Origin of the sequence: Mesorhizobium sp. M0500, assembly GCF_040321165.1 — a bacterium.
Classification (GTDB): domain Bacteria; phylum Pseudomonadota; class Alphaproteobacteria; order Rhizobiales; family Rhizobiaceae; genus Mesorhizobium.
Window position 1 is genome coordinate 545740 of record NZ_JAMYRB010000002.1, and the last position, 12357, is coordinate 558096.

A 12357-nucleotide genomic window follows, 5' to 3' on the forward strand; every position below is an offset into this window, starting at 1 on the left:
GTCCGGAATTGCGTAAAAAACAAAAGAGGCAATTCCAGGAAAAGTGTGTAACGGTTTTCCGTCCGGAATTGCGTAACAATGGGGGGCCGTTCACTTACCTTGTAAGCGAGATCGGCAGGCCGTTGGAAGTCTGGCCGTCGAATTTCTCGCCGCCCGAAGAATAGAGCCGTGCCAGCGTGCCGCCATTCTCGTCAAAGAGCGTCAGCTGTTTGCCGGCGACGTTCCAGGATTTGATGCCATCGAGCGGCGCCGGGCAATGCAGCGGTCCGGCGCGGTAGCCCGAACCGAATTTGGTCTGCGGCGTCGCCACCTGACAGCTCTGGCCGGACACGCTTGCCTTCCACACGCCGGCGACGCTGGACGCGGTAAGGTCGGCCGCACCGGCCGGCGCCGTCCCGTCCGGCGGCAGCGAGGCGACCTGGGTGTTCTGCGGCGCGGTAGGAAATTTCGACGGGTCGGCCGGGCCGGGTGTCGCCGGTGGCGGCAGCTGGTTTGCAGTCACCTTGCCGGCGGGCGCAGCTTCCAGCGGCGCCGGCTGCTGCTCGTCCATTGATGTGAACCGTGAGGTTGAACAGCCGCTCGCAACGAGCGCGGCCAGCGATACGGCCAGCAGGCCGGTTTTCGAAATTTTCATTCTTCAACCTCCGTCGGATCGGGCTGGGGGTGCCGTCCGCGCAATGTCCCCCTCACCAAGATGGCGAAGGTGGCGAAATTTCAACCCGATATGGTTAAAATACGGTTTGCGCCGGTAATGTTGCAAATTTGTCGCAAAATGCACATTGCCTGAATTGCGTTACGCCTTGGCCGTTTGGCCGACACCTCCGGTTGATTCGATACGGCGCGCTGGCGCCAAATCCTTGGCGTTCACCTCAAATGCTTGTGCGGGCCGGCTCCGGCATTATCTCTTGGGATCAGCAAACTGCAGGGAGCCGATTTCTTGGCCGCGAGAAAGAGAGCCGCCAACCGCTATTACAGCGGGCCGCCCAGCGATCATTTCGACGGCACCTTGTTCTTCAATCCCAACGGACGGCCGCCGGGTCGCTTTGCCGATCTGTTGAAATGGCAATTGAGCCGCGAGCGCTCGAAATGGCCGGCGGCGGATCCGAGCCCGTTTCCACCGGCAAGACCGGTCGAGCGCATCGATGGTGCGGCGCTCCGCCTCACCATGGTCGGTCATTCCTCGCTGCTCGTCCAGACAGCCGGCCTGAACATCCTGACCGACCCGGTCTGGTCGCGGCGTGTCTCGCCGCTCTCCTTCGCCGGTCCGAAACGCGTCAATCCGCCGGGCATCGCCTTTTCGCATTTGCCGCCGATCGACCTCGTGCTGGTCAGCCACAACCATTACGACCATCTCGACCTCGCCACGCTGAAGCGCCTGAAGACAAGACACGACCCGCTGCTGCTGACGCCGCTCGGCAACGACACGATCATCGGCGCTGCCGTGCCCCGTATGCGGCTTTCCGCGCATGACTGGGGCGACCGGGTCGATATCGGCGATGGCGTCGCCGTCTATGTCGAGCCGGTGCACCACTGGTCGGCCCGCGGTACTCGCGACCGGCGGATGGCGCTGTGGGCGGGTTTCGTCGTCGAGACACCCGACGCAAAGATCTATTTCGCCGGCGATACCGGCTTCCACGGTGGCATCAATTACCGGCTGATGGCGCAAAAGCACGGCGGGTTCCGCCTCGCCATCCTGCCGATCGGCGCCTACGAGCCGCGCTGGTTCATGGCGCCACATCACCAGGATCCGGAGGAGGCGGTGCAAGGCATGCTTTTGTGCAACGCCGCCTATGCCGCCGGCTGTCACTGGGGCACGTTCCGGCTCACCAACGAGCCGATCGACGAGCCGCCCAGAAAGCTCGGCGAAGCGCTCGATGCTGCCGGCCTGCCGCGGCAACGTTTTCGCGCCTTGCGGCCGGGCGAAGTCTGGGACGTGCCGGCGGTCTAGCGCGGCGGAACCTGAGGCATCACATAGACGTTTGTAGGTGTTCAAACCTGTCGGCTGCGAGGTGTCTCTCATGATCAGGTGGATCATCATTCTTTTGATTATCGCGGCCGCGGCGAGCCTGCTCGGCATGCCGGCACTGGCCGGAGCCGCCGCCACCGGCGCGCGCATCCTCATCGGCATCGTGCTGATCATCTTCCTGCTGATCGTGCTTGGCGTCTTCGCGGTGACTTGAAAATCACGCCGCGCTGGTAATTTCTGCCGCTATCCGCCATATAGGCGCCAAACCGGCAAGAGACCTTTCGATCGATGGCAAGCGCGGCCCCTTTCGCCAAGATGAACGGCATCGGCAACGAAATCATCGTTGCCGATATGCGTGGCCGTGCCGATCGCGTGACGCCTGCGGCAGCCGTCGCGCTTAATGCCGATGCGGCGACCAGGTTCGACCAGATCATGGCGATCCACGACCCCAGGACGCCGGGCACCGCCTTTTTCATCGACATCTTGAATTCCGACGGAACCAGGGCGCAAGCCTGCGGCAACGGCATGCGTTGTGTCGTCCAGGCGCTCGCCGCCGAGACCGGCCAGAAGACATTTGCCTTTGAAACAGTCGCCGGCATCCTCAATGCCGAGGAACATGCCGACGGAATGATCTCGGTCGACATGGGCAGGCCGCGCTTTGGCTGGCAGGACATCCCGCTGGCCGAGGAATTCCGCGACACCCGCATGATCGAGCTGCAGATCGGCCCGATCGATGCCCCGGTGCTGCATTCGCCGTCGGTCGTCTCGATGGGCAATCCGCACGCCATCTTCTGGGTCGACCGCGACGTCTGGTCGTACGAGCTCGAGCGCTTCGGCCCGCTGCTCGAAAACCATCCGATCTTCCCCGAGCGCGCCAACATCACCATCGCGCAGGTGACCTCGCCGGAGACCATGGTCATCCGCACCTGGGAGCGCGGCGCCGGCCTGACCAAGGCCTGCGGCACGGCTGCTTGCGCCGCTGTGGTCGCCGCGTCCCGCACCCGGCGTACCGGCCGCGGCGTCACGCTGATGACGCCCGGCGGCGGCTCGCTGCATGTTTTGTGGCGCGACGACGACCACGTCATCCTGACCGGTGCCGCCGAATGGGAATTTTCCGGCAGCTTCGATCCGTCGACCGGGGCGTGGGCGCGCGACACCGAAAGCGCCGCCTGATGGCTCCTCTTGGCAACAAGGGTATCGAGGTCGTCACCTTCGGCTGCCGGCTGAACACCTATGAATCCGAGGTGATGCGGCGTGAAGCCGAAAGTGCGGGCCTCGGCGGGCTCGAAGGCGGTGCCATCATCTTCAACACCTGCGCCGTCACCGGCGAGGCTGTACGCCAGGCCAAGCAGTCGATCAGAAAAGCCCGCCGTGAGAACCCGGCTGCCCGCATCATCGTTACCGGCTGCGCCGCGCAGACCGGCCCGCAGGATTTCGTCGCCATGGACGAGGTCGATCTCGTCCTCGGCAATGAGGAAAAGCTGAAGGCGCATTCCTATCGCGCGCTGCCGGATTTCGGCGTCAACGACACTGAGAAGGCGCGCGTCAACGATATCTTTTCGGTGCGCGAGACGGCCGCCCACATGGTCGACGCCATCGAGGGCCGGGCGCGCGCTTTTGTCCAGGTGCAGAACGGCTGCGACCACCGCTGCACCTTCTGCATCATTCCCTACGGTCGCGGCAATTCGCGCTCGGTGCCGATGGGCGCCGTGGTCGAGCAGATCAAGCGACTCGTTGGCAATGGTTATGCCGAGATCGTGCTGACCGGTGTCGATATGACCAGTTTTGGCGCCGATCTGCCGGGCGCACCGAAGCTCGGCAAATTGGTCAAAACCATCCTGAAGCAGGTGCCAGACGTGAAACGCCTGCGGCTTTCCTCCATCGACTCGATCGAAGCCGACGACGATCTGCTGGACGCCATCGCCACCGAGCCGAGGCTGATGCCGCATCTGCATCTGTCGCTGCAATCGGGTGACGACATGATCCTGAAGCGGATGAAGCGCCGGCACAGCCGCGACCAGTCGATCCGCTTTTGCGAGGATGTGCGCAAACTGCGCCCCAGCATTGTTTTCGGCGCCGACATCATCGCCGGCTTCCCGACCGAGACGGACGCCATGTTCGAAAACTCGCTGGAGATCGTCGAGGAATGCGGCCTGACGCATCTCCACGTCTTTCCGTTTTCGCCGCGCCAGGGCACGCCCGCCGCGCGCATGCCGCAGCTCCGCCGCGACGTCGTCAAGCAACGCGCGGCACGCCTGCGCGCCGCCGGCGAGGCCGCCTATCGCCGCCATCTTGCCTCGCTCGCTGGAACGCATCAGTCGATCCTGGTCGAGCGTGACGGCCTTGGCCGCACCGAAGGGTTTACGCTGGCCGCGGTCTCTGCCGGCGCTCCGGGCGACATCGTCGAGGCTGATATCGCCGGCCATGACGGTATCCGACTGATCGCCGCGCCGCTTGCCGCCCGCGCCGCCTGAGAGCGCAAGACATGGCTGGGTTTTTCAAGAAGATATTTTCGTTCGGCAAGAAGGAAGTCGTCGAGGAGCGGCCCGACGAGGCCGCGCCGCTGCCGCCGATCAAATGGGACGCGCTGGAGGCGCTGAAGCCGGCCGCCGAGCAAGCCGTTCCGGAGTTTTTGAAACGCGACGAGTCGCGACCCGAAGTCGAAGCCGTACCTCCACCGCCAGTCGAACCAGAGTTGCCTCCGGCACCCCAACCGGCGCCGGAATCGCAGAAGCCTGAGCCGCCGCCGACCATTCCACCCGAGCCGGAAACGCCTGCTGAGGAACCGGAGGAGATCCGGGCCGAGCCGCAGCAGCCAGAAATCGTCCCCTCCCAGCCAGAACCTGCACCCGTCGAAGTGCCGGTAGTGCCCACCGAGGCTCCCTCAGCAGCGCCAGCGCGCGAAGTCCCTCCCGCCGAAATACCGCCCCCGATCCGCCAGCCAGCGCCGGCCGAGACGAAACCGATCTTGACCGAGATCGCGCCCGAACCGGAGGTCGTGCCGGCGCCCCACCCTCCCATCGAGGGGGAGGTAAAGCCCGAGCCAGAAGCCGTTCCGCAACCATCGCCGGAGCCAAAGCCCGCCCCCGGCAAAGTCACCGTAACCAAGAAGGTCGAGCAGAAAGCCGAGCCGCAGAAGGCGCCCGAACCGGCGCCGAGGCGTTCCTGGTTCCAGCGCATGCGAGACGGGCTTGCCCGCTCTTCCAAGGAGTTGTCGGGCAACATCGCCGGCGTCTTCACCAAGCGGAAACTTGACGAGGACACGCTGCAGGACCTGGAGGATGTGCTGATCCGCGCCGATCTCGGCATGGAGACGGCTTTGCGCGTTACCGACGCGCTCTCCGCCAGCCGCTACGGCAAGGACGTCTCCGACACCGAAGTCCGGGCCATCATGGCGGCCGAGGTTGAGAAAGTGCTGACCCACGTCGCCATGCCGTTGGAGCTCGACCTCAGCCACAAGCCGCATGTCATCCTGGTGGTCGGCGTCAACGGCACCGGGAAGACCACGACCATCGGCAAGCTCGCCGCAAAGCTCACCGATGGCGGCCTCTCGGTGATGCTCGCCGCCGGCGACACCTTTCGCGCAGCCGCGATCGAGCAGCTGAAGATCTGGGGCGAGCGTACCAACTCGCCGGTCATTGCCTCGAAGCTCGGCGCCGATGCCGCCGGCCTCGCCTACGATGCATTCGAGCGCGCGAAGGAGGCCGGCTCCGACGTGCTGATCATCGACACCGCCGGGCGGCTGCAGAACAAGACCGAACTAATGGCGGAACTGGAAAAGATCGTCCGGGTGCTGGGCAAGCTCGATCCGGAAGCGCCGCACACCGTGCTGCAGACGGTCGATGCCACCACCGGCCAGAATGCGCTCAACCAGGTCGAGATCTTCCGCAATGTCGCCGGCGTCAACGGCCTGGTGATGACCAAGCTGGACGGCACGGCGCGCGGCGGTATTCTGGTGGCGATCGCGGCAAAGCACAAATTGCCGGTCTATTTCATCGGCGTCGGCGAACAGGTCGACGACCTCGAACCCTTTTCCGCAAGCGAATTCGCCAGGGCGATCGCTGGCGTGGCTTGACGAGCATGATCCCAAAAAGTTGCAGGCTTTTTGGATTGAATCATGCGTAAGAAGGACCCTATGAGCCCACCCATCCTCGAACGCGACCTGTCCGATCCGCGCCGCAAGGCATTGAACCCCGGCCTGAAATTCCTGCTCGAACTCGGGCCTGGCCTGGTGTTCTTTTTCACCACCATCCGCGGCGCGTGGCTTGTCGGGAAGTTTCCGATCCTCGGCCATATCGGCGAGCCTATCCTGATTGCCACAGCGTTCTTTATGGTGGCGACGGCGCTATCGCTCAGCGTTTCGTGGATTTTGACGCGCAGCTGGCCGATCATGCCATTGGTCTCGGCCATCGTGGTGTTTGTGTTTGGCGCGCTGGCGCTGTGGCTGCAGGACAAGACCTTCGCTTTCATGAAGCCGACAATCATCAACAGCCTGTTCGGCATCACGTTGCTTGGCGGGTTGGCGTTTGGCAGATCGCTGTTGGGCTATGTCTTTGATTCCGCCTTCAATCTCGACGCCGAAGGCTGGCGCAAGCTCACTTTCCGATGGGGGCTCTTCTTCCTTTTTCTGGCTGCGCTGAACGAGGTCGTGTGGCGCAACTTTTCTGAGGAAGCCTGGCTTTATTTCAAGGTCTGGGGCACGATTCCCATTACCCTTGTCTTCACGTTAAGCCAAATGCCGTTGATCCTGCGCCATTCGCTCGAGGACAAGACCGGCAAGGAAGAGAAGGCCGGCAAATAGAGCAATTCCAGGAAAGTGTGTAGCGGTTTTCCCGGGAAAAGCGCGTAGCGCTTTCCCTAGGGAATTGCGTCAGAATAAGAGGAGAGGGGCATGGAATTCATCACCACACGCGACGAGTTGAGGACGATCTACAAGACGCCTCGGCCGACTGACGGCTCGATCCGCAAGGAACTGAAGGCATTGGACGGCCACTGCCGTTCCTTCATCGGCAAGAGCCCTTTCGTGCTGATCGGCTCGTCCGACGGCGCCGGCAATGCCGATGTGACGCCCAAGGGCGACAGGCCGGGCTTCGTAACAGTGCTCGACGAGAAGACCATCGCCATCCCCGACCGTCCCGGCAACAACCGGCTCGACACGCTGGAGAACATCCTTCTCAATCCCTCGATCGGGCTGCTCTTCCTCATTCCCGGCATGAACGAAACGCTGCGTGTCAATGGCGATGCCCGCATCACCGTCGATGCGGCATTGCGTGAGCGGCTGGCGGTCGACGGCAAGGCACCGCAAAGCGTCGTCGTGGTGACGGTCAAGGCCGCCTACATGCATTGCGCCAAGGCCTTCATGCGCTCCGAATTGTGGAAGCCGGAGAGCTGGTACGACCGCGCGACGCTGCCGACGCTCGGCCAGATCCTGCGCGACCAGTTGGCGCTCGCCGATTCGGCCGAGGCGACCGACCGCTGGCTGGACGAGGAATACAGGGAGACCATGTGGTAGCGTGATCGGCAACGAATCGCCCAAGCCGGTCTCCATTCCTTTGCTCAACATCCTCGCCATCTCCGGCAGCCTGCGCGCCGCCTCGACCAATTCGGCCCTGCTCGCGGCACTCGCGCAAAACGCGCCGCCGGACTGTCACGTCTCCGTCTACGATGAGCTTGGCCGGCTGCCGATTTTCAACCCCGACGACGAAGGCGAGCGGACGCCGCCGCAAGCAGCAGTGCTGATCGATGCGGTCACCGCCGCAGACGGCGTCATCGTCTCCTGCCCGGAATATGCCCACGGTGTGCCAGGCGGCCTGAAGAACGCGCTTGACTGGCTGGTGTCGCGCGATGCCGCCGTTGGCAAGCCGGCCACGCTGGTCCACGCCTCGCCGCGCTCGCTGTTTGCCCGTGCCGCACTGGTCGAGATCATGCGGACAATGTCTTTTGCGCTCCATGAGGAAGCAGCGCTCGAAATAGCGCTGCTCGGCAAGAAGCTGCTGGAGGTGGAGGATATCTTATCGCAGCCGGAAAACCGGCTGACGATGCGCGATGCCCTATCCGCCTTCGCGGAGTTCATCCGCTCGCGGTGAACGCCGGACCGTGCTTTCGTCATCCCAGGGTCTCCGCGACGGAGCTTCGCTCCTGCTCCGCCCTGGGATGACGACGCTAGGAGCTGCGGCCAATCTGTGCCGGGAACTACCCCTTGCCCCTCCGCGTCTCGACGTCGGTCTCGCCGACGAACCAGTCGCGTGCAGCGACCTCCTCGAAGACTATCCAGACATCATTGTTGGTCAGGCCGGTGGCGCCGGTGATGGCCGCCGTCACCTGGGCGGCGATCGCGGCCTTTTTGCCGGCCGGGTCGTCGGCAATCACCTCCTTGACCAGGCGGATATTCACGAATGGCATGGTTCCCTCCCTTGGATATGCTTGGCGGCCGCTCAGTAGGTTTTGGCGCCGTTGACCATAAGCCGGACCATATAGAGCGATGTGGTGCCGGCGATGTAGAGGCAGTTCAGCTTGTTGCCGCCGAACACGCAATTAGCAACGACTTCCGGTACCTTGACCTTGCCGATCAGCGTCCCGTCCGGATCGTAGCAATGGACCCCGTCGGCGGCACTGGTCCAGATGCGGCCGTCCGCATCCAGCCTGAAACCGTCGAACAGGCCGGCGGTGCAGTCGGCAAAGACCTTTTCGCCTGAGACCGTCTTGCCGCCCTGGTCGACATTGAACACCCGGATGTGCGCCGGGTTTTGGGCACCATGCGTGCGGCCAGTGTCGGCGACATAGAGCTTGCTCTCGTCAACCGAGAAGGCGAGCCCGTTGGGCCTGACCATGTCGGTGATCACCGCCTCGGTCTCGCCGGTGCCGGGATCGACCCGGTAGACATGGCAGGCGCCGATCTCGCTTTCGGCCTTGTCGCCCTCGTAATCGGTATCGATGCCGTAGCTCGGGTCGGTGAACCAGATCGAGCCGTCGGACTTGACCACGGCGTCATTGGGCGAGTTCAGCCGCTTGCCGCGCCATTTGTCGGCGATGGTGACTACCGACCCGTCATGCTCGGTGCGGCTGACGCGGCGGCCGGAATGCTCGCAAGTAACCAGCCGGCCTTGCCGGTCGACCGTGTTGCCGTTGGAATTGCCGGACGGCTGACGGAACCCGCTGACGCTGCCGTCGGTCTCGTCGTAACGCAGCATGCGATTGTTCGGGATGTCGGACCAGACCACATAGCGCCCGGCCGCGAACCAGGCCGGTCCTTCCGCCCATCGGCAGCCGGTAAACAGCCTGTCGACCTGTGCATTGCCGTTGAACAGCCGCGAAAAGCGCGGATCGAGAACTTCGTAGAATTCGCTGGCCATGGTTCCTCCCGGTAGCAGTCGCTTGGCAAGGCGCGATCAAGCCAGCCCACGATCGATATGGCAAGATCGATGATGCGTCAGAAGCATTATGGAAGCGAATGCTGGCCCGGACGGCAGGTCACATCCCGTTAACCGGCTATGCGCCCAGCGCAATGGTGCATTGCAACATCTTATTTTTGCAATGCACCATAACTATGTCATGCTCCGTATCGATCAAGGGAGGAACAACTGGCCGCGAAACGCGGCGCAAAAAGGAAACTCGCTATGATCATCGACAGCCTTATGAGCCGCGCTCGCGCCAGCATCGCCAAGCGCCGGCATTACAACCGCCTCGTCGCCGAAATCGACAGCTTCAGCAGCCGTGACCTCGCCGACATGCGCGCCGACCGCAGCGAAATGCTCTACCAGATCCACAAGCAGATCTACGGCTGAGTCTTCGGTCGACCTATCACGTGGTCGACCTATCACGTTCGTCATCCTTGGGCGTAGCGACGCAAAGCGGAGCAAAGACCCTAGCATGACGAAACGGCGGGCCATCAGCCCGGCATGGCCAGCGCCTTCTCGATTTCGGGTAACAGCAGCGTCCGCGCCGAGTCAGGCGTCAGCGGCCCTACATGCTTATAGGCGATCTTGCCATCCTTGCCGATGACGAAGGTCTCCGGCACGCCGTAGACACCCCAGTCGATCGCCATGCGTCCGGCCTGGTCGACGCCGATCGCCTGGAATGGGTTGCCGAGATCGCCAAGGAACCGACGGGCGTTTTCCGGCTGGTCCTTGTAGTTCAGCGCCGCCATGACGAAGCGTCTGTCCTGCGACAGCGCCAGCAGCACCGGATGCTCTTCGCGGCACGGCGCGCACCAGGACGCGAAGACGTTGACCAGCGTCACCTTGCCGGCGAACTGTTTTGAATCGAGGCCCGGCAAATTGGTGCCTTCGAGCGCCGGCAGGTTGGTCTGCGGCGCCGGCAGGCCGATCAGCGCTGACGGCACTTCCGACACGTCGCGCCCGGACAAAAGCTGCGCCAGGAACAATCCCGCCAGCCCGAGAAAGACCAGCAGCGGCAGCAGCACGATCAGGCGGCGGCGCGCCGGTGTTTGGGCTTCCGTGCTCATGATTTTACTGCCTTATCGGAGCGCCGGCGCACGCCGGATGCCTCCAGCTCGGCAAGCTCTCGCTTGCGGCCGCGCTGGTCGAGCAGAATCCAGCCGATCAGCCCGCCCAGCGCCACGGCCGTGATCGCATAGGCGGCGGTGACATAAAGCGCATGTACGCTCATGCTTTTCGCTCCGCGGCGCTTTCCAACCGGTCCGTCTCACGCCGTTCCAACATGTCTTCTCTTAACGCTGCGCCATCGGCTCCGCAATTGTTCGCCGCGCCGCAGGCATGAGCTGAAGCCAACACATCAATCCGTTCCGTGCCGCAGCGCCAGCGCCGCCGCCACAGGGCCGAGCACGGCAAGAAACAAGGTCAGCGCGGCAAGAATGAGGAAGGGCTGCAGGAATGGATCGGGGTCCGCCACCGCGCCATAGCTTGCCGATACGCCGAAGATCAGCACGGGAATGGTCAGCGGCAGCACGAGCACCGAGATGAGCAGCCCGCCACGCGGCAACGCCACTGCCACCGCTGCACCGGCAGCACCGATGAAGGTGATCGCCGGCGTGCCTACCAGAAGCGTCAACGCCGTGGCGCCGATGCCGGCCGGTTCCATGTTCATGAACAGGCCGAGCAAGGGAGCGGCGATGACCAGCGGCAGCACGCTTCCCGCCCAATGCGCCAGGCATTTCGTCAGAACGGTCAAGGCCAGCATGTGCCGGTCGTTGCCAAGCACCAGAAGATCGAGCGAGCCGTCCTCGCGGTCGGCCTGGAACAGCCGGTCGAGGCCGAGCAGGCAGGCCAGCAAGGCGGCGATCCACAGGATCGCCGGGCCGATGCGGGCCAGCAGCTTCAGCTCGGGACCGACGCCGAAGGGGATGGTCGCGATAACGGCGAGAAAGAAAATCACGCCGGTAAGCGCCCCGCCGCCGGCGCGGATACTCAGGCGGATGTCGCGCAGGAAGAGGGCTAGCATGATGTGAGATGCTTTCGCCTGGGCACCCCCCTCTGTCCTGCCGGACATCTCCCCCTCAAGGGGGGAGATTGGCTGTCAGGACAGAGGGGGGCGTGAAGGAATGCCAACATCAGCCGGTCATCCTCAATTCCTTTCCCTCGATCCCAAGCGGCAAATGCGTCGCCGCAACCACGATCCCCCCACTCTCGAGGTGTTTCCCCATCAATTCGCCGAATCTCTCCTCCGAAGCCTTGTCCAGTCCTGCCGTCGGCTCATCGAGCAGCCACAATGGCCGGTGGCTTACCAGCAGTTTTGCAATCGCCGCGCGGCGGCGTTGCCCGGTCGAGAGATAGCCGAACGGCAGATGGCCGATGCCGCCCAGCCCGACGGTTTCCAGCGCCTCTTCAACACCCGCGGAACCGGCGCCCGAAAAATCGCGCCAGAAGCACAGGTTTTCCGTAACGCTCAGCGCCGTCTTCATCGCGTTGAGGTGGCCGAGATAGTGACAGGCCGAGGCGGCCGACGGAAAGTCCTCGCCACCACCTTCGAACCGCACACGGCCTGCCGCCACTGGCAACAGTCCGGCGACGATCCTGAGCAGCGTCGATTTGCCGGCGCCGTTCGGCCCGGTGACGACCAGCGCCTGGCCATCCCCCAGCGCGAATTCGATGCCGGAAAATACCGTCTCGCCGCCGCGTTCGCCGCCCAGATTTTCGGCGATCAGCCGCATCCGTCCCCCTTCGCCGAAAGTTCAGGTGCGGCTTCGGTGCGCCGCAGCAAAAATGGCGAATCCGTGTCTAGAACTATTCCAGAAAATTCTCTATATCCGCATCATCCGTGCCAGCGGTCGGCACGGGAACCGAATTTGCGCCGAACCAGCGCGCGTGCCGCCTTGAACGGCCCGGACGCTTGGGAACGGATAGCGGAAATGGCCGTACCCGCACCTTTGCGCGTGATTTGCATGCCCACTGGCGTCCGTTCCCTTCCGGCAA

General features: G+C 63.6%; 16 protein-coding genes. 9 read left to right on the top strand and 7 right to left on the bottom strand.

Going from position 1 to position 12357, the window contains the following annotated elements:
• Positions 1–94 precede the first annotated feature (94 nt).
• On the bottom strand, positions 95–634 hold the full coding sequence (locus tag NKI70_RS06455; protein ID WP_352593778.1) for a protease inhibitor Inh/omp19 family protein: 540 nt from the start codon (positions 632–634) through the stop codon (positions 95–97).
• Between the two features lie 303 nt (positions 635–937).
• Here NKI70_RS06455 and NKI70_RS06460 point away from each other — a divergent pair, with 303 nt between their 5' ends.
• The 8 genes from NKI70_RS06460 (at position 938) to NKI70_RS06495 (ending at position 8052) form a co-directional block, all read left to right on the top strand.
• Positions 938–1948 carry an MBL fold metallo-hydrolase gene (locus NKI70_RS06460; protein WP_352593777.1) on the top strand — a complete coding sequence of 337 codons (1011 nt, stop codon included), beginning with the start codon at positions 938–940 and terminating at the stop codon, positions 1946–1948.
• Between the two features lie 70 nt (positions 1949–2018).
• Positions 2019–2180, top strand: coding sequence for a DUF1328 family protein (locus NKI70_RS06465; protein ID WP_031195454.1), 162 nt, complete (start codon positions 2019–2021; stop codon positions 2178–2180).
• Positions 2181–2254: 74 nt separating this feature from the next.
• A complete protein-coding gene (gene dapF, locus NKI70_RS06470) occupies positions 2255–3139 on the top strand; it encodes a diaminopimelate epimerase (protein ID WP_352620347.1) in 885 nt (294 codons plus the stop codon).
• Positions 3139–4440 carry a tRNA (N(6)-L-threonylcarbamoyladenosine(37)-C(2))-methylthiotransferase MtaB gene (mtaB, locus tag NKI70_RS06475; RefSeq protein ID WP_352696992.1) on the top strand — a complete coding sequence of 434 codons (1302 nt, stop codon included), beginning with the start codon at positions 3139–3141 and terminating at the stop codon, positions 4438–4440. The genes dapF and mtaB overlap by 1 nt, the downstream gene beginning before the upstream one ends.
• Positions 4441–4451: 11 nt before the next feature.
• Complete coding sequence (gene ftsY, locus NKI70_RS06480; RefSeq protein ID WP_352724391.1) at positions 4452–6041, top strand: signal recognition particle-docking protein FtsY; 1590 nt, start codon at positions 4452–4454, stop codon at positions 6039–6041.
• Positions 6042–6101: 60 nt separating this feature from the next.
• Positions 6102–6767 carry a septation protein A gene (locus tag NKI70_RS06485; RefSeq protein WP_023679806.1) on the top strand — a complete coding sequence of 222 codons (666 nt, stop codon included), beginning with the start codon at positions 6102–6104 and terminating at the stop codon, positions 6765–6767.
• 90 nt (positions 6768–6857) lie between these two features.
• Positions 6858–7478 (top strand): pyridoxamine 5'-phosphate oxidase family protein, encoded by a 621-nt coding sequence (locus NKI70_RS06490; protein WP_352456344.1) that lies wholly within the window; start codon positions 6858–6860, stop codon positions 7476–7478.
• Between the two features lie 40 nt (positions 7479–7518).
• Complete coding sequence (locus NKI70_RS06495; RefSeq protein WP_352697082.1) at positions 7519–8052, top strand: NADPH-dependent FMN reductase; 534 nt, start codon at positions 7519–7521, stop codon at positions 8050–8052.
• A gap of 106 nt (positions 8053–8158) precedes the next feature.
• Here the strand turns inward: NKI70_RS06495 and NKI70_RS06500 are convergent, their stop codons facing one another.
• Positions 8159–8368, bottom strand: coding sequence for a tautomerase family protein (locus tag NKI70_RS06500; RefSeq protein WP_352696995.1), 210 nt, complete (start codon positions 8366–8368; stop codon positions 8159–8161).
• A 32-nt stretch (positions 8369–8400) separates the two neighbouring features.
• Entirely contained in the window at positions 8401–9318 is a 918-nt protein-coding gene (locus NKI70_RS06505; protein ID WP_352680602.1) for an SMP-30/gluconolactonase/LRE family protein, read from the bottom strand.
• 264 nt (positions 9319–9582) lie between these two features.
• On the opposite strand from NKI70_RS06505, the gene NKI70_RS06510 reads away from it, so the two are divergent.
• On the top strand, positions 9583–9750 hold the full coding sequence (locus tag NKI70_RS06510) for a hypothetical protein (RefSeq protein WP_023679811.1): 168 nt from the start codon (positions 9583–9585) through the stop codon (positions 9748–9750).
• A 104-nt stretch (positions 9751–9854) separates the two neighbouring features.
• Here the strand turns inward: NKI70_RS06510 and NKI70_RS06515 are convergent, their stop codons facing one another.
• The 4 genes from NKI70_RS06515 to ccmA form a co-directional block, all read right to left on the bottom strand.
• On the bottom strand, positions 9855–10430 hold the full coding sequence (locus NKI70_RS06515) for a DsbE family thiol:disulfide interchange protein (protein ID WP_352696997.1): 576 nt from the start codon (positions 10428–10430) through the stop codon (positions 9855–9857).
• Positions 10427–10594, bottom strand: a complete 168-nt coding sequence (ccmD, locus tag NKI70_RS06520) for a heme exporter protein CcmD (RefSeq protein ID WP_023679813.1) — start codon at positions 10592–10594, stop codon at positions 10427–10429. The genes NKI70_RS06515 and ccmD overlap by 4 nt, the downstream gene beginning before the upstream one ends.
• A gap of 126 nt (positions 10595–10720) precedes the next feature.
• On the bottom strand, positions 10721–11386 hold the full coding sequence (gene ccmB, locus NKI70_RS06525) for a heme exporter protein CcmB (RefSeq protein ID WP_023679814.1): 666 nt from the start codon (positions 11384–11386) through the stop codon (positions 10721–10723).
• 109 nt (positions 11387–11495) lie between these two features.
• Positions 11496–12095: a heme ABC exporter ATP-binding protein CcmA gene (gene ccmA, locus NKI70_RS06530; RefSeq protein WP_352456349.1), complete on the bottom strand. Its 600-nt coding sequence runs from the start codon at positions 12093–12095 to the stop codon at positions 11496–11498.
• Positions 12096–12357 lie beyond the last annotated feature (262 nt).

Bases quoted from the DNA above. Each gene is read 5' to 3' on its own strand.
- ftsY (WP_352724391.1), top strand. From the start codon at position 4,452: ATGGCTGGGTTTTTCAAGAAGATATTTTCGTTCGGCAAGAAGGAAGTC.
- NKI70_RS06465 (WP_031195454.1), top strand. From the start codon at position 2,019: ATGATCAGGTGGATCATCATTCTTTTGATTATCGCGGCCGCGGCGAGC.
- NKI70_RS06510 (WP_023679811.1), top strand. From the start codon at position 9,583: ATGATCATCGACAGCCTTATGAGCCGCGCTCGCGCCAGCATCGCCAAG.
- NKI70_RS06455 (WP_352593778.1), bottom strand. From the start codon at position 634: ATGAAAATTTCGAAAACCGGCCTGCTGGCCGTATCGCTGGCCGCGCTC.
- mtaB (WP_352696992.1), top strand. From the start codon at position 3,139: ATGGCTCCTCTTGGCAACAAGGGTATCGAGGTCGTCACCTTCGGCTGC.
- ccmB (WP_023679814.1), bottom strand. From the start codon at position 11,386: ATGCTAGCCCTCTTCCTGCGCGACATCCGCCTGAGTATCCGCGCCGGC.
- NKI70_RS06490 (WP_352456344.1), top strand. From the start codon at position 6,858: ATGGAATTCATCACCACACGCGACGAGTTGAGGACGATCTACAAGACG.
- dapF (WP_352620347.1), top strand. From the start codon at position 2,255: ATGGCAAGCGCGGCCCCTTTCGCCAAGATGAACGGCATCGGCAACGAA.
- NKI70_RS06505 (WP_352680602.1), bottom strand. From the start codon at position 9,318: ATGGCCAGCGAATTCTACGAAGTTCTCGATCCGCGCTTTTCGCGGCTG.
- ccmD (WP_023679813.1), bottom strand. From the start codon at position 10,594: ATGAGCGTACATGCGCTTTATGTCACCGCCGCCTATGCGATCACGGCC.
- NKI70_RS06515 (WP_352696997.1), bottom strand. From the start codon at position 10,430: ATGAGCACGGAAGCCCAAACACCGGCGCGCCGCCGCCTGATCGTGCTG.
- NKI70_RS06485 (WP_023679806.1), top strand. From the start codon at position 6,102: ATGAGCCCACCCATCCTCGAACGCGACCTGTCCGATCCGCGCCGCAAG.
- ccmA (WP_352456349.1), bottom strand. From the start codon at position 12,095: ATGCGGCTGATCGCCGAAAATCTGGGCGGCGAACGCGGCGGCGAGACG.
- NKI70_RS06500 (WP_352696995.1), bottom strand. From the start codon at position 8,368: ATGCCATTCGTGAATATCCGCCTGGTCAAGGAGGTGATTGCCGACGAC.